The sequence below is a fragment of the Bacteroidota bacterium genome, assembly GCA_016194975.1.
GTDB lineage: Bacteria > Bacteroidota > Bacteroidia > Palsa-965 > Palsa-965.
On record JACQAM010000003.1, the window covers coordinates 297,947 to 319,123 of the forward strand.

General features: G+C 43.8%; 17 protein-coding genes and 1 tRNA gene. 9 read left to right on the plus strand and 9 right to left on the minus strand.

Annotated features, from left to right (window positions below; genetic code table 11):
* The first annotated feature begins 1 nt into the window (after position 1).
* Positions 2–1,546: a hypothetical protein gene (locus HY064_01875; protein MBI3509382.1), complete on the plus strand. Its 1,545-nt coding sequence runs from the start codon at positions 2–4 to the stop codon at positions 1,544–1,546.
* On the opposite strand, the gene HY064_01880 is transcribed toward HY064_01875, so the two are convergent.
* From HY064_01880 to HY064_01900, 5 genes are all read right to left on the minus strand, one after another.
* Positions 1,547–2,167, minus strand: coding sequence for a hypothetical protein (locus HY064_01880; GenBank protein ID MBI3509383.1), 621 nt, complete (start codon positions 2,165–2,167; stop codon positions 1,547–1,549).
* A 9-nt stretch (positions 2,168–2,176) separates the two neighbouring features.
* Positions 2,177–4,375 (minus strand): OmpA family protein, encoded by a 2,199-nt coding sequence (locus tag HY064_01885; protein MBI3509384.1) that lies wholly within the window; start codon positions 4,373–4,375, stop codon positions 2,177–2,179.
* Positions 4,372–5,388, minus strand: a complete 1,017-nt coding sequence (locus HY064_01890; protein ID MBI3509385.1) for a PorP/SprF family type IX secretion system membrane protein — start codon at positions 5,386–5,388, stop codon at positions 4,372–4,374. The genes HY064_01885 and HY064_01890 overlap by 4 nt, the downstream gene beginning before the upstream one ends.
* A 22-nt stretch (positions 5,389–5,410) precedes the next feature.
* A complete protein-coding gene (locus tag HY064_01895; protein MBI3509386.1) occupies positions 5,411–8,569 on the minus strand; it encodes a PKD domain-containing protein in 3,159 nt (1,052 codons plus the stop codon).
* Between the two features lie 84 nt (positions 8,570–8,653).
* Positions 8,654–9,106, minus strand: a complete 453-nt coding sequence (locus HY064_01900) for a hypothetical protein (protein ID MBI3509387.1) — start codon at positions 9,104–9,106, stop codon at positions 8,654–8,656.
* A 159-nt stretch (positions 9,107–9,265) separates the two neighbouring features.
* Between HY064_01900 and HY064_01905 the strand changes: the two genes are divergently transcribed.
* The 4 genes from HY064_01905 to HY064_01920 all read left to right on the plus strand — a co-directional run bounded on the left by HY064_01905 (position 9,266) and on the right by HY064_01920 (position 12,984).
* A complete protein-coding gene (locus HY064_01905) occupies positions 9,266–11,725 on the plus strand; it encodes an SBBP repeat-containing protein (GenBank protein MBI3509388.1) in 2,460 nt (819 codons plus the stop codon).
* Positions 11,726–11,840: 115 nt separating this feature from the next.
* Positions 11,841–12,074: a hypothetical protein gene (locus tag HY064_01910; GenBank protein MBI3509389.1), complete on the plus strand. Its 234-nt coding sequence runs from the start codon at positions 11,841–11,843 to the stop codon at positions 12,072–12,074.
* Positions 12,075–12,102: 28 nt separating this feature from the next.
* The gene (kdsB, locus tag HY064_01915; GenBank protein ID MBI3509390.1) at positions 12,103–12,846 is read left to right on the plus strand and encodes a 3-deoxy-manno-octulosonate cytidylyltransferase; all 744 of its coding nucleotides are present in this window, start codon (positions 12,103–12,105) and stop codon (positions 12,844–12,846) included.
* A gap of 51 nt (positions 12,847–12,897) precedes the next feature.
* Positions 12,898–12,984 (plus strand) — tRNA-Ser (locus tag HY064_01920).
* 180 nt (positions 12,985–13,164) lie between these two features.
* On the opposite strand, the gene HY064_01925 is transcribed toward HY064_01920, so the two are convergent.
* Together HY064_01925 and HY064_01930 are read right to left on the minus strand one after the other, a co-directional pair.
* A complete protein-coding gene (locus tag HY064_01925; protein MBI3509391.1) occupies positions 13,165–14,187 on the minus strand; it encodes a type I asparaginase in 1,023 nt (340 codons plus the stop codon).
* A gap of 33 nt (positions 14,188–14,220) precedes the next feature.
* Positions 14,221–14,994, minus strand: coding sequence for a TatD family hydrolase (locus HY064_01930; protein MBI3509392.1), 774 nt, complete (start codon positions 14,992–14,994; stop codon positions 14,221–14,223).
* A gap of 104 nt (positions 14,995–15,098) precedes the next feature.
* On the opposite strand from HY064_01930, the gene HY064_01935 reads away from it, so the two are divergent.
* From HY064_01935 to HY064_01950, 4 genes are all read left to right on the plus strand, one after another.
* Positions 15,099–15,545, plus strand: a complete 447-nt coding sequence (locus tag HY064_01935) for a hypothetical protein (GenBank protein ID MBI3509393.1) — start codon at positions 15,099–15,101, stop codon at positions 15,543–15,545.
* Between the two features lie 213 nt (positions 15,546–15,758).
* Complete coding sequence (locus tag HY064_01940; GenBank protein ID MBI3509394.1) at positions 15,759–16,367, plus strand: hypothetical protein; 609 nt, start codon at positions 15,759–15,761, stop codon at positions 16,365–16,367.
* Between the two features lie 66 nt (positions 16,368–16,433).
* On the plus strand, positions 16,434–17,408 hold the full coding sequence (locus HY064_01945; GenBank protein ID MBI3509395.1) for a glycosyltransferase family 9 protein: 975 nt from the start codon (positions 16,434–16,436) through the stop codon (positions 17,406–17,408).
* 149 nt (positions 17,409–17,557) lie between these two features.
* Positions 17,558–19,411 (plus strand): T9SS type A sorting domain-containing protein, encoded by a 1,854-nt coding sequence (locus HY064_01950; GenBank protein ID MBI3509396.1) that lies wholly within the window; start codon positions 17,558–17,560, stop codon positions 19,409–19,411.
* Positions 19,412–19,415: 4 nt separating this feature from the next.
* On the opposite strand, the gene HY064_01955 is transcribed toward HY064_01950, so the two are convergent.
* Together HY064_01955 and HY064_01960 are read right to left on the minus strand one after the other, a co-directional pair.
* Positions 19,416–20,654: an ABC transporter permease gene (locus HY064_01955; GenBank protein ID MBI3509397.1), complete on the minus strand. Its 1,239-nt coding sequence runs from the start codon at positions 20,652–20,654 to the stop codon at positions 19,416–19,418.
* A 21-nt stretch (positions 20,655–20,675) separates the two neighbouring features.
* Positions 20,676–21,155 (minus strand): T9SS type A sorting domain-containing protein, encoded by a 480-nt coding sequence (locus tag HY064_01960; GenBank protein MBI3509398.1) that lies wholly within the window; start codon positions 21,153–21,155, stop codon positions 20,676–20,678.
* Between the last annotated feature and the right edge of the window lie 22 nt (positions 21,156–21,177).

Genomic DNA, 21,177 nt, shown 5'->3' on the forward strand with positions numbered 1-21,177 from the left:
CATGAAAAAATTTTTGCGGATAAGTTTTACCGTCATCCTGATCCTTGCTGCCGGGGCAATGTTCACCTGGTTCCTTTTCATCCGCAGAACGATCCCGGTACAGGCAAAATATATTCCGCGTGATGCAGTCGCAGTACTTACACTCGACATGCGCGAATTGTCCATCGATCTTTCATCGGGCAAACATCTTTTTCCTGAAATGAAAAATTTTCCTGCCAAAGGGATCTTTGCAGATATCAAACGTGCGGTGGATGCGAATCATGGTTCGGGTATGGTTGAGAGTGCCGATGTGGTTGCTTTTATTTTCCGTGAAAAAGAAAATGCATTTCTCGCTGTGAGCGCGCGGTTGAATGATGAAACTGTTTTTTCTTCGCTCGTCACCAAAGAGATCGCAAAAAAATATCCGGTGAATGAAATTAATTCTCCGGGAATAAAAAAATTCTGCGTAGATACGGCGCACAATGCTTTGATAAGCTGGAATAAGGAGATCGCACTTTTTCTTGTTCCGCTCAGCAACTCGGATCTTGTAACCTGCGGCGATGCGGCAGAAAAAATTCTCACGATGAAAGAAGAAGTGTCGTTGATGGAAGATGAGAATTTCTGTTCGCACGAGCGGTCTTCTTTCGATGCCGGCATCTGGATTCACGCCGGGCCTCTTCTTGAATTTTCGAAAGGTGGCACATTCTTCCGGGATCTTTTTGATAATGTGGATTATCTCTCATTCAATATTATTTTTTCGGATGGAAATATTTCCGCCAGAAAATTAGTGACGAAAAAAAAATCTGCGGCACCGGATGAGATTGTTCCCTGTATTCCTGCTCCCGTGAAGGATATTCGCGGATTTTTCAATTTCTGTCTTCACCTGGAAAATGATGAAGCAACGAACAACACGGCACGTATTGCACCGCTGGATGAACTTCCATTGGAAACAAATGAAACAGTTGCTCTTTGTAAATTTCTTAACGGGCAATGTACCGTATTGCTTCATGACACTTTCAGTTCTGTGCAGCACTTCATCACTTTTGATTACGATGAAAATTTCAATCCGGTGGAAAGAACAGCTACACGAAGTATCTCTGCGCTCGGAAAAACTATCTGCTTCGGATTGAAAAAAAATTTGAACGCTGCTTCATTCATTGATTCCATTATGAAAAAAGACAGCGTAGAAAAAAAGAATGGTGCGTACCTGGTTGATGATAATGGAACCTTGTTCCGGTTAATGCTCTCCGGCAATGAACTGATCTGGACAAATTGGAAAGGAACCGATGGCGCATCGTACGAACTGCCGGATGAATGGTCGGGAAAATCATTGTATCTCGATCCGCGATCGTGGTTCAATTCGGAGAACAGCGAAGTCTTCAGTTTCATTCTGCCCGATCCTGATAATGGAAAAAAAATTATTCAACAGCAGATCGCACATCTTTCGCTGGATGAAACCGCGGATACAGGAAAAACAGGATCATCGGAATTCATTATTGAGATGAAAAATAAAAATATAAATGCACTGATCCAGCTCGCAGATATTGCCCGAAAATTAATGGAATGATCACTGATTGATAATAGGAAGAGAATCTTTGTTCGACTGGTAACCGATACAGACTCCGGCGCGGAAACCATATTGCTGCACTTTATTATTGGTAAGATAGATCATCGTTAAGGAAACCTGCGGCGCAATATAGATGGGCCATTTCAGATCCGGTAAAAGTTTTACGCGATAAACGATACTCCCGCTCATGCGCGCACGATCTTCGTAAGGAAAATAGTGATGCCAGTAATCGACATCGAGAGGATCAATAGAAATGTGCTGCACAATTTTTCCGTGACCGAAATACATTCCAGCGCCATTCGGAACCAGCACAAGAATAAATCCGAGATAATTCACGTACTGCACACCGAGACTGTGATACATCAGCCACAATCCCGCAATGGCTCCCGCAGAAGTGTGTGCATAAAATCCGCCGCCGTCCTGGAAGCCAATCCCCGATTGATAATTCAGTGTGAATTTTCCTCCACCAACAGGATAATGTAAAATTCCGCCGAACTGTTCCTGTCCTTTATATCCAAGCTGAAAATGTTCGGCGTACAATCCTCCTTCCACTTTTCCCTGTGAAAATAAAGATGAAATAAAAAGCAGGAGACCTGCTCCTGCTGAAAAAAATATTTTCATATCAGAACATCAGTGAGGATTATTCGGATCAGAAGTGCCGCCGTTTGACGGTGCTTTCAAATGAGAATTCTCTGGAATTTTTCCTTCCCACTTGTCGCGGATCACTCCTTCTTTGATCGGGCGGAAAGAAGTGCGCCGGTTTTTCTGGTGCGCGGCTTCCTGCTGCTCTTTCGGTAATGCATAAAGTTCTTTGTCGGCAATGAGCGGTTGTGTTTCACCATAACCTTTCGCCTGCAAACGATCAGCCGCAATGCCTTTCGAAATAAGATAATCGACGCAACTTTTTGCACGTGCGGCAGAAAGATTCATGTTATACACGTCACTTCCGCGCGTGTCTGTGTGCGAAGCGATCTCCACGCTGATATTGTCATTCAGTTCCAGGAATGCAACAAGATCGTCCAGCACTTTCTGTGATTCGGGACGAAGTGTTGCACGGTCGAAATCATATTCAATACCGGGAATAACAATTTCTCCAGCGGGAATTGGTGTGAGATAGAAATCGTGTTCGAAATGTTTGCTGTCGGTAAGTCCAACAGTAGAAATATTTGTAGCATCGCCGAAATATTTATTTTTCTGCGCTTTGATGTAAAGTTCTTCCCCCAACTGGAGATCGGCATAATAATATCCGGCAGTATCTGTGATCGCGAAAAAAGGATCCACATTTCCACGAATATCTTTGAAAGTAACGAGTGCGCCTTCTATTGGTTTTCCTGTTTCTTTATCATACACATGTCCGCTGATGGAAAAAACAAGCGGCTCATTCGAGAAAGAATAAGCGCGATAGCAATAACCACTTCCGGGTCCGCAGGAATTACACGGTTCGCGATCCGAAGAAAAATAACCGTGCTGTTGCGTACGGTCGAGAACGAAATAAGCATCGTCGCGCGATGAATTGAAAGGAGCTTCAAGATTTTTCGGAACAGTCCAGGTGGAATCGTCGGCATTGAATGCAGTTTTCATTACATCAAATCCGCCGAAACCACCCATGCCATTTGAAGAATAGAAAAGTGTACTCGAAAGGAAATGATAAAAAGGTGTGATCTCATCGCCACTGGTATTAATACTCTTGCCCATATTTATGGGAGCAGTACAATTTCCTTCATCATCCACTTGTGTCATCCAGATGTCGAGTCCGCCTTGTCCGCCCGCACGATCAGAAACAAAATAAAGTGTGGATCCGTCATTGGAAAGAAAAGGCATCATGTTCCTGCATCCGGGTTGATTCACATTCGCATCGAGTAATTTCGGTGCAAGCCACTGGTCGTTCACATTTTTCGACATGTAAATGAGGCATTGTTTTCCATCATCGCTCCATCGCGTAAAGAAAACATTCGCTTTGCCGAATGAAACCATAGCAGCGCCTTCATTCATCGTGGTGTTGATGCTGGTCACCTGGCTTTGCAACTTCTGCACATTTCCCCAATGTTCACCGCTCAATTCTGCTGTGTAAATATCTGTAGAGTACGCATCGAGGCCGAGCTTGGTCAGTTCAGGTGTGGAAGTATTTCCAGCTTTTGCAGCAGTGAAAATAAGTGAATTCGGATCGCCGAAATAATTCGCAGAAAAAACTGCAGTGCCTGCATTGATAACACTGTCGAGTTTTGTAACGATCACTTCTTTCTTCAGACTGTTTGTGTCCATTGCAAAAACACAACCTGCACTGAAACGAGTTGCCTTTACAAATTCAGGAGAAGAGGCGTCGAGCGGTTCACTGTAAATATCAAATTGTGTAATGGCATCTGTATATTTTGCATTATTCATCAACGCAACTCCATAACGGAATCGGGTGTCAGGAAAACGAACGTCGGGCATAAAGATTGCCTGACGGAACCACAGTTCTGCATTATCATAATCGTGAATGTTCTGGTAACATTCTGCAATACGATGCACCACGTAACGTGTGCGCGCATCATTGCCTTTCACGAGTTCAGGATTTTTCAGCGAAGAATCGGATGACGCAGATTTAAGTGCTGACGAATCCACGATCTTACTCGCAGGTGTGTAAGGCTTGCATTCGTATGGAGTGACCAGGTCGCGATCCATTCCTTCGGTCATAGTCACCACATGCTGGTAACACGCGAGCGCGAGTTTGTAATTTTTATCGTCGTATGCTTTGTCGCCGAAGTCAATCCATTCGCGGCGACTCTGTGCATGAACAGAATTGAAGAGCGGAAATAAAAACAGGAAGAAAAAAATAATACGCCTCATAATCTCGGACAATTGGGTGCAACAACAGGAGTTTTTCTTTTCGCAATATAAATGACAGAGAATTCAATTCCACCGCGGCTGTTGGTAGATGGCTGAAGTGTGGAAACATTCACATCATAACTCATGCGGTAAGTGAAAGGACCATTCTTCAATCCGACTTCAAATATTGCTGCATCAAAATCATGAAGATCATGCGGGCCTACATAGCGGAAAGTGGGGCCGAAGATGAGATAGGAATCTGAATTCGGCAGAAATAAATTCGCCATCAAACCAAAAACCATTTCATAATCATTCGCCTGGTGCATGTAAAGGAACCTCGGTTGCAATTGGATCTTCTCATTGATACCGATGCGCGTTCCTGCATGAATGATGTAATGGATAGGCAATTTATTGGTCACACCATAAAATGATTCATTCGGTTGATTGAGATGAAATGCAGAAAAACCGATGAATGGATTTAAACGCGATCCTTCTTTTGCATAATAGTAAAGTGCGCCTGCCGTAACATCAAGCATATATTTTCTTTCCACACCACTGAAATTTTCTCCGCTTGGAATTGAAGTGTCAAAAGTTCCGTCGTCTGCAAGTGTGTACTGGCTTCCCCAATAGAGACGATTGAAGTCAACACTTTTCTGAATGACACCCGCTTCCATTCCGAATGCAACGTGGTGATAATTATTTTTGTCACACTGCAAATCATAAGCGCCCGACAAATTCAACTGAAGCACATTGAAATTTCCGTAGCCCGCGCGATTATTCATGATCTGTGCTCCAACTCCGAATCGATTAACGGGCATGTCCCATGCAATGGCAGCAGTCTGAAAAGGTTTAGTTGAAACAGCAGACCATTGATTACGATAATTCGCATGAATGCGATAGTATCCGTCGAACATTCCGGTCATCGCAGGATTCAGGTAAATCTTCGCCGCATCATAATGAGTGAGATGAAGATCCTGCGCAGAAAAACTCAGCGGGAAGGAAAACACCACAATATGAAAAATAATTTTTCGCATTTTATTTCAACTTGAAATTCATTTAACGCAACAGCGTTACATCGCCACTCAATTCATGTGGAACTCCATCTGGTGTTACGGCATGAACTGTGTAAACATAAACGCCCATTGGCTGAGGAACACCGTCACGTTTTCCATCCCAACCGATTGATTGATCAGTGGAAATAAATATCAGTTCGCCCCAGTTATTATAAATTCTGTAATCGAGCGTTGTGAAGGGTCCACCGAGAACAAAAAGTATTTCATTGTGTCCGTCACCATTAGGCGAGAAAGCATTCGGGATCTGCGGAGGAGAACTGATGATGTAATCATACAATGTTGTATCTGTGCAACCATTCGCATCTGTGACCACGAGGACGATCGTGTAAGTTCCTGCCTGCGCCCAGGTGTGCGAAGGATTCTGCAAACTGGAAGTTGCAGAAGAATCTCCGAAATTCCAGAGCCATGAATTTATATTTGCAAAAGACTGATCGGTGAACTGAACGAGTTGCAATGTATTCGCTGCTGAAGTCGGAGATTCCGTGAACTGTGCAGTAGGCGATGGAACAATATTCACGGCTTGCGTAAGCGTATCAGCACATCCGTTACTGGAAGTCACCACCAGTGTTACGTTGTAATTTCCAGGTGAAGGATAATGATGCGATGGAGATTGAGAAGTTGACGTTGATGCATCGCCGAAATTCCATGACCAGCTTACAATACTTCCGGGATTCACAGTGGAAAGATCAGTAAATGTTGTTCCATCATTCAAACAAATTCCTGCTGATGAAAATGCAGGTGTTGGCTGCGGATAAACAGTGACAGGAATAATGACTGAATCAGGACATCCGTTCTGGGAAGTAACAACCAGTGTCACGTTATAATTTCCACCTGCTGAATAAGTATGCGAAGGATTTTGCAACGCAGAAGTATTATTCGTTGGAGGATCACCAAAATTCCAACTCCAGGAAGTGATCGCAGTTACAGAAGTTGATTGATCGCTGAACGGCATACTCACCCACGGACAAACTCCGGTGTATGTGAATTGCGCCGACGGCGCAGGAATGATCGTCACAAATAAAGTATCATGTTGCTGACGACATCCGCCATTGTTCGTTGAATTGAAAATGATCTGAACATTTCCGGCAGCAAGATCGCCGGGGCCTGGAAGATAATTTGAAGTGAGCAGCGAATCTCCCATTGGGAAAGTTCCGTCACCATTTGTTGTCCAGTAACCCTGTCCGGTTGCAGTAGTTGCGATGATCTGGAATGGAATATTACTGCATGCAGTATCGGTTGATGAAGCACTTACATTGGGCGGAGGTGTAAGCGAAAGAATAAGTGAATCCATTGTAGGATTGCAGGAACCATTTCCTGTAGTTGAAACCCAAAGTATAACCGAACCTGAAGCTGTGTCAGCAGCACTTGGAATATAATTCGTGCAAAGATTATTCGGATTGTTGAAAGTTCCTGTTCCCGAAGTTGACCACGTTACACCACTTGCAAGTGTGATAGATGCGCAAACAGCGACAAACGGCGTATCGCGGCATACAACTATGTCAGGTCCTACCGATGCAGTTGGACCTGGAGTGAAATCAATTCTTACTGAATCCTGATCCTGCGAACACAATGTAGCACCCGTAGTATTCAGGACAAGATAAGTGAATCCTGCTGTGATCTCCGCTGGTGTTGGAATATAAGTGGCATTAAGAACAGTTGAATCCGGTGTAAAAGTTCCGGGACCAGTCCAGTAACCACCGCCTGAAGAATTCAAAACATTTCCACCAAGTCCGATGTTTGGATTATTTGTGCAAGTGAATGTGTCGTTTCCTGCGAGTGCGATCGGAGCAGCGATGATCTGAACAACCGTGTAATCGGTGTCATCACATCCGAGATCATTTGTTGCTGTATGCGTAACGGTGTATGATCCACTCGCGCCATACGCGTGTGATGGATTCTGCAAAGTAGAACTTGTCATGTCACCAAAATCCCAATAATAAGATGTGATGGTTGAATTCGGTGAAGCTGTTGATGCATCAGTGAATGTGATCGGTTGTCCAACACATGCACTATCGTTTGAAGCACCAGTGGCTACATTCACAAATGATAAATTCACAACAGCAGTTGCCGTATCAGCACAAGCAGTTCCTACATTGATGATCAGTGTAGCATTGTAAGGCCCTAATCCCGGATAAGTATAACTCGGCTGAAATGCAGACGAAGTATCCGTCGTTGTACTTAAATCACCAAAGTTCCAGAAATAACTTGAAGCCGGATCTGAAGTGTTGCTGAAGTTCACTGTACTTCCGGAACAAACTCCGGTGATCGGACCAATAGATGCCTGAGCAAGCGGAGGACAATAAACAACGTTCAACTGAAAGTCACGCAGTATCTCACCGATCTTTACCCCATTCCTGTATTCCTCACATCTTACTCCGCAAACAAATTGTCCAACGCTTGTTGGAGAACCGGAAATAAATCCGGTTTGAGAATTCATAGTAAGATTTGGGCCGCCGGTAGGATTGTTGGGTCCGTAGCCACCTACCCATGTGATAGGAGTGAATGTTGCAATGCCTCCAGGAAATGTTGGGGCGGGATCAGAATATGGAGTGTAGTAGGAATAAACAAGTGAATCTCCATCAACATCCGTTGCAGAATGATCGAAGTTCATCGGTTCGTTCTGGCAAACAAAAACAGGAGGAGGATTGGTCCAAACCGGACTGCCATCCGTTATCACCAGCGAGTTGTCGGGAATATGAGCATACCATGATTCCCCGGTGGTAAGTGGACTAACCACATTGCTCAACGATGCATTCCTGCAACAGTATTGGAAATAGATATGATACCCGCCGGGTTGCGGTGGAAGATTATTTACAACTTTAGAATAGATCGCTTCTTCGAGACAAATTCCGGGATTTGCCGCGCAGGTATCTATGTATGGTTGAACGGCAGTTGCGCCAGGAAAATTGATCGTGATATTTTTATTAGGAGAAAAAAGAGTTCCATTCTGATCACGTACCTGTATCAAAATGCTAGCCGGAAAAGCAGCATGACCCGGCGCACAATCACGATACATTTTAAGTGTGATGCGATAAGTAGAACCTCCAAGATGTTCATAGGTGAGTGATCCTCCTACTATGTGCGTGGCGTTTGCGAACAATGCGAAAAGCAAAGCTGCGCACAACAGGGTAAAGCGTTTCATCAGAAGTACAATGTATTTAATTGGTGTTTGCTGTAGCTAAGATACGATAAATGAGAGTATTTCAAACACATGAAAATCAAAATTTTATTTATTCGAATCCAGCAATTCAAGTTCAAGAAATCCCCCGAAATTACAAGCGGTGGCGTGCACGTAATATTTCCCGCTTTTGTAATTGGATAAATTGATCACTTTCCTGTTCATTAGGGCCGAAAGACCTTCATCCACGGATTGAATAACAGGTTCTCCTTTATGATCGCCGAAAAGTAGACGATTATAATTTTTCTGATCATAAAGAAATACCTGCGAATGATTTTCACTGCCGGGAAATAAAACAAGAATACTGTCGTCAGGAAATTTTCTTACGATGAGTATCGGTTGCAAAGCAAACCGCGATGAATCCGTCAGTTCAAGATACGATCCCGGGATTTCAATTTTCTGAAATTCTCTTTCCTTCGAAAAAAATACCCATAACACGACTGCCCCGGCAGTAACGAGAACGATCACAGCAATTACAATTGGGAAAAAAGTTCTTTTCATTTACCGCGAATCCGTAAGAAACCGGACACAATTACCAAAGGTAATTTTTTGTCATTTGGTGAATCATCCTATCTTTGAATAAATACCAACGGCAAACCTTAAACTATGACCCCCCAATTGAAACTTGCATATTTTGTGGGACTTTTTTTGTCTGCGAACTTGTCTGCTCAGATCGATGTGCAATGGGTTGGACGCTATTCTTCCGCAGGAAATAATGTTGACCGCGCAAAAAAAATGGTGGTCGATGCGGCCGGCAACAGTTTTGTTGTAGGCACCAGCTGGAACGGCGCAAATTATGATATTGTAACTGAAAAATTCAATACGAACGGAGTTCCCACCTGGACCGCAACGTACAACGGAACCGGCAATGCTTATGATGAAGCAAGAGCGATCGCTTTGGATCCTTCGGGAAATGTTTATGTAACCGGGTACAGCGCAGGCCCTGCTTCTAATTATGATATTGTAACTATAAAATATAATGCTGCAGGTGCGCAGCAATGGGCTTCGCGATACAATGGAAGTGCGAACGGTTTCGATGAAGGTTATGATGTAATGGCTGATGCTGCCGGAAATGTTTATGTGACCGGTGGTGCCGAAGTGACTTCAAACAGCACCGATTTCATGACCATCAAATACAATGCGGCCGGTGCACAGCAATGGGCAAGCAATTATAATTTTTCCGGTGCGAATATCGACGAAGCCTACGCAATGACGATGGATGCTTCAGGAAATATTTTTGTCACCGGTTACAGTTATACAAGTGCAGCAAATGATTTTGACATTGCAACAATAAAATACAATAACAGTGGTGCGCAACAATGGGTTTCGCGTTACAATGGCCCCGGAACTAATTTCGATGCCTCCACCGATATAGCACTCGATGCATCAGGAAATATTTTTGTCTGCGGTTACGCAAGAGGAACTTTATCTGTAACTGATTATGACGCGGTGACCATCAAGATCAATGCTGCCGGCGCTCAGCAATGGGCAAAAACTTATAATGGCCCCGGCAATGATTATGATCGCGCAAATGCAATTACTATTCTGCCCGATGGAAATGTAGCGATAACCGGCCGCTCCGTTGGAACAATTTCTACTGCGGAAGATATGATCACTATCCTCTACAACGGAATTTCCGGAAACGAAATTTGGAATCGCCGTTATGATGGAGGAGTGGTGAATTACGATGAAGGACAAGCGATCGTTCCTGATTCTTCGAACCGGCTTTTTGTTACAGGATACAGTTATGCGACCGGGGCAAATAATAATTATCTCACTATAAAATATGAAGCGAACGGAGATACTTCGTGGATCGTGAAATATAATGGAACAGGTAACAATGCTGACCAGGCCTACAGCATTGCTATGGGGATGACCGGAGAATTTTATGTAGGCGGAATGAGCAAAGGTTTTGGAACGAACGAAGATTACGCGGTTGTGAAATATTGCCAGCTGAGAGCGATCGGTTCCAATGATACTTCAATTTGTCTCGGAGCAACCACTCAACTTTCTGCAAGTTCATCTTATGGCACTATAGACAGCGTTTGGTGGACTCCTTCCACTTTTCTCAATCAATCCAATATTGCAAATCCTGTTTCTACTCCGAACACGACCACCACTTATATTCTTCATTTGCGAAATCAATATGGTTGCATAGATGAAGATACTATTACCATCACCGTTAATCCATTGCCCGGACCTGCGATCACTTCAAGCGGACCTGTAAATTTTTGTGTGGGAGGATTTGTCACTCTCACTGCGGATGATACAACAAGCACGAATGAAACTTATCTCTGGAATACCAGTGACACTACTGCCAGCATCACGGTTTCTTCAACAGGATTGTATTCCTGCACGATCACCAATGGCAGCGGATGTTCCAGTCTGAGTTCGATCAATGTCAATGTAAATCCGCTACCGACAATTTCTGCCGGAAATGATACCGGGTTGTGCCAGAGTTCGAGCATTGTACTTTGCGCAACAGGCGGATCTACTTATGCGTGGACTCCTCCGTTCGGCGTAAGCGATACTACACTTGCATGTCCGACAGTCGGGCCAACTTCAAGCACCACTTACATTGTTTACGGAACTGATGCAAATGGTTGTTCCAGTTCAGACACAGTTCTTGTTTCACTCTATCCTCCTCCCTCCATTCCGGTAATCACACAGAATTTTTCTGTTTTCACTTCCACTTCCGCTGCAACTTACCAATGGTATTTCAACAGCACGTTGATCCCGGGAGCAACCGGCCAATCTTACACTGCAACACAAAATGGTTCTTACTACGTGGAAATAACTGATGCCAATGGATGCAGCGCTTTCTCGGCACCGATCTCCATCAACGATGTTAGTGTTCAGGAAATTGATGTCAATAACCCGATCGCACTTTATCCGAATCCGAATAATGGAAATTTCATTGCTGAATTTGACCAGGACGGAATGAAAGGCGATATTTCCATCACCGACTTAGCAGGGAAGATCATCTTTATCAGGTCATTTGCGGCAGGTGTAAATTATCATGGAGAATTCTCCCTTGATCTTCCGTCAGGCGTTTATTTTATTAAAGTGACTTTCGAAGACGGCGCTGTCCACACGCGGAGAATGATCATCAGCGAATGAAAAATTTTTTTCTGAGAACGCCGGAAACCCCGGCGTTTTTTTTTGATCTGAAACCCGCGTATTGATTTTCATTCCCGATATTCCTGTTCTGAAATATTCAACACGTTAAAATTCTATGACACTTCCCGACCTCATTAATACAGCCGGCGTTAGCCTTATCCTTCTTGCTTTTCTTTTGCTTACTATTGGCAAGTTACGTTCGACGGATAAAATTTATCACCTCGTGAATTTTTGCGGAGCCGCGCTCGCGTGTTACGGATCTGTTCTCATTCATGCAATGCCGTTTGTTTTTCTCGAAGCAGTCTGGTCGATCGTCGCGATCTACGGATTGACGAGAAGAACAGTCTGAATTTTTATCTTCACCTTTGAATTCCGTTATGAAGATCATCGGCATCATACCTGCGCGTTACGCGTCCACGCGATTTCCCGGAAAACCTCTTGCGGTTATCGATGGGAAAACAATGATCGCACGCGTGGCCACACAGGCGATGAAATCAAAAAAACTTTCGGAAGTGGTCGTGGCAACCGATGATGCACGCATTGCAGAAGAAGTTGAAAAAAATAATTTCAGGTTCGTGATGACCTCCGCTTCCCACCGCAGCGGAACAGATCGCTGTGCAGAAGCTGCGGAGATCATGGGCGGAGTATTTGATGCCGTGATCAATATTCAGGGTGATGAACCTTTCATCCGGCACGAACAGATCGATTTGCTTGCATCTCTTTTCGAAGATGAAAAAGTTCAGATCGGCACATTGGTGAAAAAACTTTCTGACGATGCTGATCTCGACGATGCGAACGTGATGAAAGTTGTGCTTGACCATGAAAATAACGGAATGTATTTCAGCCGCTCACCGATTCCATTTGTTCGAGGTGAAGAAAAAAAGAACTGGCCGCAGAAACATTTTTTCTACAAACACATCGGCATCTACGGATATCGCGCTGACGTTTTACAAAAACTCGCAAAACTTTCTCCCGGAAAACTTGAACTTGCGGAATCACTCGAACAATTGCGCTGGCTGGAAAACGGTTTTAAAATAAAAACCGCGTTCACCGAAATGGAAACAATTTCCATTGACACACCGGAAGATCTTCAGAAACTTAAAAAAGCGGGATTGGTTTAAAGAGTGAATTGCATCGATACGTTCAATTTATATCTTTGCAATCCTTTTCCCGGAGACTTGTCCGAGTGGCTGAAGGAGCACGCCTGGAAAGTGTGTATACCAGAAATGGTATCGAGAGTTCGAATCTCTCAGTCTCCGCAAAAAAAAATAAACCGTCTATCGCTGGCGGTTTTTTTTTATTTACAGGTTTTCTAAGGGCATCTCTAAAAACACAGAAATGCAAGGCGGGCAAGTCTGAAAAACCGGAATTTACTATTCGTAAATGAGGATTTTGAGGATGTAGCCCAACGCAGCAGTTCGAAGTTATTAGAGATGCCCCTAAGTCAGTTCACCGCGCAGATCTGTTACGAGTTGCTTTTTTACGCGTGAAATATTTTTTTCATTGGCCAATACCGACATGAGTTTTGTAAGCGCTGCTTCCGTTGTCATATCTGCTCCACCAATAACTCCTGCTTTAGCAAGGCCCGAACTGGTTTCGTAACGCCCCTGCTCTACTCGTCCTGCATCACACTGCGTAATGTTGAGAATGATCAATCCTTTCTTCACCGCTTTTTCAAGCGCCTGCAAAAACCATTTTTCTGTATTCGTATTTCCTGAACCGAAAGTCTCGAGCACGAGCGCACGAAGATCTTTTATGTGCAGCATAGCTTCCACTGCTTCCCGTGAAATACCAGGAAACATTTTCAAGATAGCAACATGTTCATCCAGTTTTGTATTCACGCTTAATTTTCCTTTCGGTTTTGAAGCAATGAATGCTTTGTTGTATTTGAGATGAACGCCTGCTTCAGCGAGCGCGGGATAATTGGGCGATTGAAAAGCACGGAATTGTTCTGCACTGAATTTTCTCGTTCGGTTGCCGCGGTACAATGAGAATTCAAAATAAATGCACACTTCCGGAACAACAGGTTTATCGTTACGATAATCGGATGCAATTTCTATTGCAGTAATCAGGTTTTCTTTTCCATCGGTGCGGTTCGTTCCTATTGGTAATTGCGAACCGGTAAGAATAACCGGCTTGCCGAGATTTTCAAACATGAAACTCAGGGCTGACGCGGTATAGCCCATCGTATCCGTTCCATGCAATATCACAAAGCCATCATAATTTTTATATTTTTTTTCGACGATCTCTGCGAGTTCTTTCCACACGCGCGGGTGCATGTCGGAAGAATCGATCGGTTTCCTGAATGAATGCGTATCAATCTTCACATCGAATTTTTTCAACTCAGGAACTTCCTGCAAAAGTCTTTTGAAATTGAATGGCTTCAGTCGCCCGGTAACGGGATCGTGGATCATCCCGATAGTGCCGCCGGTATAAATGAGAAGTATGGAGCGTTTTGCCATAGAAAGCGATTCACAAATTTGCGGAATTACCGCTCACACCTGGAATATTTTTTTTGAATTCTCCGTGGTAATATCCGCAACTTCTTCCACACTTATTTTTTTTATCTCTGAAATTTTTTTCGCCGCTTCTACCAGATAAGATGATTCATTTCTTTTTCCGCGATACGGTACCGGCGCTAAGTAAGGCGCATCTGTTTCAAGGACGAAATGTTCCATCGCGAATTTATCCACCACTTTGTCGAGGCCGGAATTTTTAAAAGTGAGCACGCCGCCTATGCCCATCATGAATCCGCCGAGCGCAACAATTTTTTCTGCTTCGGAAATTCCATCGGAGAAGCAATGAAAAATTCCACGGAGGTTCCCGTTCTGTTTCTGTTTCACAATTTCAAAACATTCGTTGAATGAATTGCGCGAATGAATGATGATGGGAAGATCCAGTTGCAAAGCGAGATCAATCTGTTCAGCAAATATTTTTTTCTGCAACTCAAGATGCGCTTTATCCCAGTAAAGATCGATACCTGTTTCACCAACGGCGACAAATTTTCTTTTGCTATGCCACTCGCGAATGAGCGCGATCTCTCTTTCAATCGTATCGGGATGAACGGAGCACGGATGTAATCCCATCATTGGAAAACATACCGACGGATATTCCTCTGCCAATGCAAGAAGCTGATCGTGACTTTCTGAATCAATGGCCGGAAGAAAAATTCTTTTTACGCCCTGCTCCATCGCGCGCAACATCATCTCCTTCCGGTCGCCGTCGAATTTTTCTGAGTAAAGGTGGGCATGTGTATCGGTGAAAATCATGTGCAAATTTAGTGGAACGGATCGCTGTGTAGGCGGGAATTTAACAGGGATGGCGTTCGGAAATCTTGTCTATATTTGCGGCTCAATCAAAAAAAAATCCAAAAATGAAAAACATCACCATCGCAATTGCTGCACTCATCATCGGGTCATTCGTATTTTCTTCCTGCAAAAAATATGAAGATGGTCCGGCACTTTCCATTCACACTAAAAAAGGCCGCGTTGCCGGTGACTGGGAAGTTGAAAAATACATGGAAGACGGTGTAGATAAAACTTCGGATTACCGTTCTATCATTGCCAGTGAAGATCTTAAAAATTCGAAAGACGGCACTTACACTATTTCCGAAACTGCTACTTCTTTATTCGGTGGTGGCACAACTTCTGATGCAGGTACATGGGAATTCATCAATAGCAAAGACGACATGCGTACGTTGAGCAATCAATCCGGTGCTGTTGCAGATACTGCACAGATCATTCGTTTGACCAATAAAGAAATGTGGACAAAATCGGTTTCGGGTTCACCAGTGATCGAAACACATTACAAAGCGAAATAATTTTAAGTGCGATCAATTATCGGGGGCTGGCGAATTCGTCAGCCCTTTTTTTTCAGGCAACCCTCCGGAAAAACCACGTCTTTTAAAATTAATACCGTATTCTAAATCATTACCAAAGATGATGCGGATCAGCAGAATCTGCATTTTTCCGTTCGGTATTAATCCTTACATTTGTCCCCCTCATAAACCTCTAACCAAAACCAAAACCAACCAATGAAAACAGTTAAAATTGCTCTTGCAGCATTGACCATTGCAGCATTCGCATTTGACGGATGCAAAAAAGGACCCGATGATCCGTTCATGTCTCTTCACACACGCAAAGGCCGCGTTGTAGGCGACTGGAAAGTTTCTGCAGGTTCCGGCTCCAGCACATCAGGTACTAATACTGATACCTGGACCTATGATGGCGCAACTCTTACAACTGTTTCCGGCAGCACCACAACTACGCAAGCAGAGACGGAAACTATTTCTTACATGAAGGATGGCACTTACAAAATTGTGGTGACTCAAACAGGAACCGGCTATACGGATACTTACACCGAACAGGGAACCTGGAATTTCACCGGAAAAGTGGGTGATGCAAAAAATAAAGATCGCATCATTTCACGTGCTACGAGCGCTTCTGATGTAGTGGTAGCAGGATCGACCACCACTTCAAATACTGACACTTACACAGGTGACGGATCTGACGGCGGCCCTGAGTCAACGATGTATCTTGATGAACTCAAGAACAAAGAGATGATGACCACCTATGACGGTTCTACAACAAGCGGTTCCACAACCACTTCAAGTAAAGGAAGCTGGACACTCATCCCCCAGTAATATTTCCTTATTTACGATTCAAAGCCGTCCCTTAATTCCGGGGCGGCTTTCTTATTTTTACCTGCTTTGAAAAAGATACTCGTTGTACGTTTCAGTTCCATTGGCGACATTGTGCTCACCACGCCGGTAATTCGTTGTATTAAAACACAACTCGGCGCCGAGATACATTTTCTCACCAAAGAGCAGTTTGCCGGGATCATGCATTCCAGCCCTTACGTGGATAAAGTGATCAGCATCAAAAACAAGGTAAGCGAAGTGAACGATGTACTACGGAAAGAAAATTATGATTTCATCGTCGATCTGCATACCAATCTCCGCAGTTCACAGGTAAAAAAGATCCTGAAAAAACCGTTCGCTTCTTTCCCGAAACTCAACATCAGGAAATGGCTGCTCGTGAATGCGCGTATAGACGTACTCCCGCGCGTGCACATCGTGGACCGTTATTTCGAAACCGTAAAAGAACTCGCCGTGAAGAATGACGGGAAAGGACTGGATTATTTCATCCCGGAAAAAGATAACATTGACATTCATTCATTACCACAGAATTTTCAGAATGGTTTTATTGCCTTTGCAGTTGGCGCGAAATTCTTCACGAAGCAACTTCCTGAAGAAAAAATAATTTCCATCATTGAAAAACTGAAGAAACCGGTTGTGCTGCTCGGTGGAAAAGAAGATGAAGCCCGTGCAGAAAAGATCTGCGATGCAGTCGGTAAATCTGTTTTCAATGCCTGTGGAAAATATAATCTCAATCAGTCTGCATCTGTTTTAAAACAAGCAGAACTCGTGATCACGCACGATACAGGGCTCATGCACATTGCAGCTGCCTTCAAAAAGAAAATTTTTTCCGTTTGGGGAAATACCGTTCCTCAATTGGGAATGTATCCTTATTTGCCCGGCGAAGGTTCCAGGATCATTGAAGTGAAAGATCTTTCCTGCCGCCCCTGTTCCAAGATCGGATTTTCCAAATGCCCCAAAGGACACTTCAAATGCATGAAGAATATTGATGTGAATGAATTTTCAGAATTGAGAACTGAGAGATGAGAACTTAGAACTGAGAACTGAGAGATGAGAACTGAGAGATGAGAACTGAGAATTGAGAACTTAGAGATGAGAACTTAGAACTGAGAACTGAGAATTGAGAACTTAGAGATGAGAACTATTTCGTAACTTAGATAGATAAACTAATTCCAATGAAAAAATTTTTATCCGCACTGTTTTTTCTCGGAAGTATAACTGCGTTTTCACAAACCACAACTTCCTTTCGTATTCCGTGCTCCGGACAATCGACCGCGCCTGATCCCGCACACGATCCCGCACCCGCGATCGTGCATGTGAACGAAGCCGACAACATTGACGACGAAAGTGATCCGCGCATCAAAGACAGTCTCGAAAAATTATACCGTCATCCACGCACTGAAAATTCTACAGCAAGAAATTCAAATCCGCAAATACAATCTGTTCCTGCTCCTGTTGTCAACCGCACGTTTGCAGGAAATGGTTTCGGCAACAGTACTCCCTGCGATAATGAAATTGCCATTGCAAATAACGGCCACCTGATCTCCGTGCAGAACAGTAATATTTTCCGTTACAGAACGGCCACCAATCAGAACATCTCTACACAATCACTTGCATTCTGGGCTGGTGCGCTTGGAAATATTGCAACGAAATATGATCCGAAAGTAATCTATGATCCGGAAGCAGATCGATTCATTCTCGTTTGTCTCGCCGGCTATTCTTCCGGTTCCACCAACATCATCATTGGTTTTTCTAAAACAGATACGGCAAACGGCGCTTACAATCTTTATGAACTTCCCGGAAATCCGTTCAGCGATACACTCTGGACCGATTACCCGATGATCGCCGTAAATCACAATGAACTTTTCTGCACGGTAAATCTTCTTCATGATAATCAATCGTGGCAAACAGGATTTGTGCAATCACTCATCTGGCAGGTGAATAAATGGGATGGTTATGCCGGTGATACCTTGCGCACACAATTGCACAGCAATATTCAATTCGGCGGAAAACCTATTCGTGATATTTGTCCTGTGGAAGGCGGGTCGAATACTTTTGCCGGGCCCGATATGTATTTTCTCTCCGACAGAAATCTTGCGGCTTCGAATGATTCTGTTTTTCTTCTTCACCTTACCGACACTGCAAATGCACCGGGACAACAACTGAATGTAACATTATTGCAATCGAACATCAGTTATTTCATGCCGCCGAATGCAGTGGAGAACGGCGGCGACGGCGGAAGAATGGCGACGAATGATGCGCGCGTGCTTGGCGCATTCATGGAGAACAATAAAATTCAATACGTGCATAACACGATGGATACGTCCACCGGAAAATGTGCGGTGTATTACGGCATCATCAGCAATGCAACTTCAAGTCCTTTTCTTTCTGCAACAATCATTGGCGATACTGCGCTTGAATATGGTTATCCGAATATCGCTTACACCGGTTACGGGGCGGGTGATGATCACGCGATGATCTTTTTCCTTCACTGCGATAGTCTCACTGCTCCCGGTCATTCTGTAATTGCTGCTGACGGAAACGGAAATTTTTCTTCGCGCACGAATGTGAAAAGCGGGCTTGGATATATTGATGTACTCACGGGCGATGAACGCTGGGGCGATTATTCAGGCATCCAGCGAAAATATGATGTAGGAGGAACGTGTTGGGTAAACGGAATGTACGGGACGAGTTCGCATGCACTCGCGACGTGGGTTTCAGAAATAGGAATGAGCGCTGATGTGGGCGTGAATGAAAATCAAAATGCATTACCGGAAATTACTTCTTACCCGAATCCATTCACCGAAACGTTCAATGTTGTTTTTACCAATGAAAAAACGCAGAATATCCGTTTCGTGATCTACGATGCGCAGGGAAAAGAAACTTCTGTTTTGCTCAATGATCAGTTTGCGGAAGGAAAAATGAATTTCACTTTTAATGCAGGTATTCTTTCGCCGGGAATTTATTTTCTGAGAGCAGAAGGAAGCGACGGAAGTGTGCTGTTCACGCAGCGGCTGGTGCGTCAATAAAAATTTATCCGCTGAATTTTACGGATTGGTATTTTTTCGTGTACACGCGCACAGGATACCACGCTGCAACCAAACCTATCGCTGTCACGGAAAGAATGATGAGGAAAAGATCTTTGTAGTGCAACACAACCGGATAAATATCGACGACAAATCCTTTGCTGAAGTGAATGAATCCGAAATGGCGCTGCAGAAAAACAAGCAGCCATCCAAGAAATGCACCGGCGACTGTTCCTGTAATTGAAATAAGTAATCCTTCCACAAAAAATATTCTGCGGATCATGCCGATGTCAGTTCCCATACTCCATAGAATGCCAATGTCTTTTTTCTTTTCGATGATGAGCAGGGTCAATGAACCGATGGTGTTGAACGTGGCAATGAGAAGTACAAAAAGTAAAATGATGAACGTCCACGCTTTTTCTGACTTCAGCGTTTCAAAAAGAATTTCATTCTGCTGGTAACGGTTCTGCACAAGATATTTGCTGCCAACAACTTTTTTCACAGCAGCGAGAACTTTTTCAGCGTCGGCATCTTTTTTCAAACCGAGTTCAACGGAAGTACTTTCTTTTTTATAATCGATCAGGCCACGCACTACATTTATCGGGAGAAAAATATATTTCCCGTCGAAATCGCTGCTCACCGAATAATTTCCCGTTACACGCGCCATCGTATCGTTGAAGATCTGATCACCGAGATTGGAAAGATCTACAGTGAGATTTCGGTCGCGTTTCGGAACATAAATAGTAAGAATGGAATATTTTCCGAGATCCAATCGTGATGCGATCTCCTGTCCTACCACGGTTCCTATTTCTCCACCGAGCGGATGCAGATCATATCTTCCCTGCCTGCGGTGAATCGTAGTGTCGAATCGTGTGTTCTTCGCAAAAGTTTCACTCACGCCGCGCATTGTAACGATGAGCTGCCTGTTATCATTTTCCACGAGCACATTTTCATCCACGATCTCTTCATACCACGCCACGCCGGGAATTTTTTTCAACTCCCCGATCTGCAATGAATCGAGCACCATCGTTTTCCCTTTCACAGACGTGATGCGAACATCGGCATGAAAAGTATTGTACAAAGATTCCACGAGATCGGAAAGCCCGTTCATGGCGGAGAGAATGATGATGAGCGCGGCAGTTACCACGGCTACACATGCCACAGAAATTCCGGTAACGATGTTGATCGCGTTGTGCGATTTTTTCGAGAAGAGATAGCGGCGTGATATGTAGAAGGGGAGATTCATAAAAGAATATAGATGAAAGCACTATTTCGTTTTCACCATTTTTTTTGAATCCATCACCTGCCCGTCCACGACGAGTGCATAGGTATAAATTCCATTGGAGAGATCGTCGGCAAAAACATTCAGCTGGCCTTTTCCTGTTCCGATCAATTCAACTGCTTTGATCAGTTTTCCATTGGCATCGTAAAAAAGCACTTGTGCTTTTTTGAAATTATCAGGAAGAGAATAAGTAATGGTTGTTTGCTCTGCAAAAGGATTCGGAACATTCTGGTCGAGTACTACCCCAGGAATATTTGAAAGCGTTACATCGGTTTGATTTGAGTTTGAATTTTGATTTTGTGTTCTCGAATTTGATGCGCAGCAGGAATTCATTTGTGATTGCATAGCTGTGATCACAGTAACCATGCTGTCAATTTTATTTTGTTGCTCCTGGAAACCTTTTACTATAATTCCAAAAAATGCATTCTCGTTCAGCGTACGGAAGGTTACCGCAGGAAAAAGCATATTCCCTAATGTATCATATTCG

What these genes read in the sequence shown, in the direction of transcription:
- HY064_01940 (MBI3509394.1), top strand. Translation starts at nt 15,759, where the DNA reads ATGAAAACAGTTAAAATTGCTCTTGCAGCATTGACCATTGCAGCATTC.
- HY064_01880 (MBI3509383.1), bottom strand. Translation starts at nt 2,167, where the DNA reads ATGAAAATATTTTTTTCAGCAGGAGCAGGTCTCCTGCTTTTTATTTCA.
- HY064_01950 (MBI3509396.1), top strand. Translation starts at nt 17,558, where the DNA reads ATGAAAAAATTTTTATCCGCACTGTTTTTTCTCGGAAGTATAACTGCG.
- HY064_01925 (MBI3509391.1), bottom strand. Translation starts at nt 14,187, where the DNA reads ATGGCAAAACGCTCCATACTTCTCATTTATACCGGCGGCACTATCGGG.
- HY064_01955 (MBI3509397.1), bottom strand. Translation starts at nt 20,654, where the DNA reads ATGAATCTCCCCTTCTACATATCACGCCGCTATCTCTTCTCGAAAAAA.
- kdsB (MBI3509390.1), top strand. Translation starts at nt 12,103, where the DNA reads ATGAAGATCATCGGCATCATACCTGCGCGTTACGCGTCCACGCGATTT.
- HY064_01885 (MBI3509384.1), bottom strand. Translation starts at nt 4,375, where the DNA reads ATGAGGCGTATTATTTTTTTCTTCCTGTTTTTATTTCCGCTCTTCAAT.
- HY064_01890 (MBI3509385.1), bottom strand. Translation starts at nt 5,388, where the DNA reads ATGCGAAAAATTATTTTTCATATTGTGGTGTTTTCCTTCCCGCTGAGT.
- HY064_01935 (MBI3509393.1), top strand. Translation starts at nt 15,099, where the DNA reads ATGAAAAACATCACCATCGCAATTGCTGCACTCATCATCGGGTCATTC.
- HY064_01960 (MBI3509398.1), bottom strand. Translation starts at nt 21,155, where the DNA reads ATGCTTTTTCCTGCGGTAACCTTCCGTACGCTGAACGAGAATGCATTT.
- HY064_01875 (MBI3509382.1), top strand. Translation starts at nt 2, where the DNA reads ATGAAAAAATTTTTGCGGATAAGTTTTACCGTCATCCTGATCCTTGCT.
- HY064_01910 (MBI3509389.1), top strand. Translation starts at nt 11,841, where the DNA reads ATGACACTTCCCGACCTCATTAATACAGCCGGCGTTAGCCTTATCCTT.
- HY064_01930 (MBI3509392.1), bottom strand. Translation starts at nt 14,994, where the DNA reads ATGATTTTCACCGATACACATGCCCACCTTTACTCAGAAAAATTCGAC.
- HY064_01900 (MBI3509387.1), bottom strand. Translation starts at nt 9,106, where the DNA reads ATGAAAAGAACTTTTTTCCCAATTGTAATTGCTGTGATCGTTCTCGTT.
- HY064_01895 (MBI3509386.1), bottom strand. Translation starts at nt 8,569, where the DNA reads ATGAAACGCTTTACCCTGTTGTGCGCAGCTTTGCTTTTCGCATTGTTC.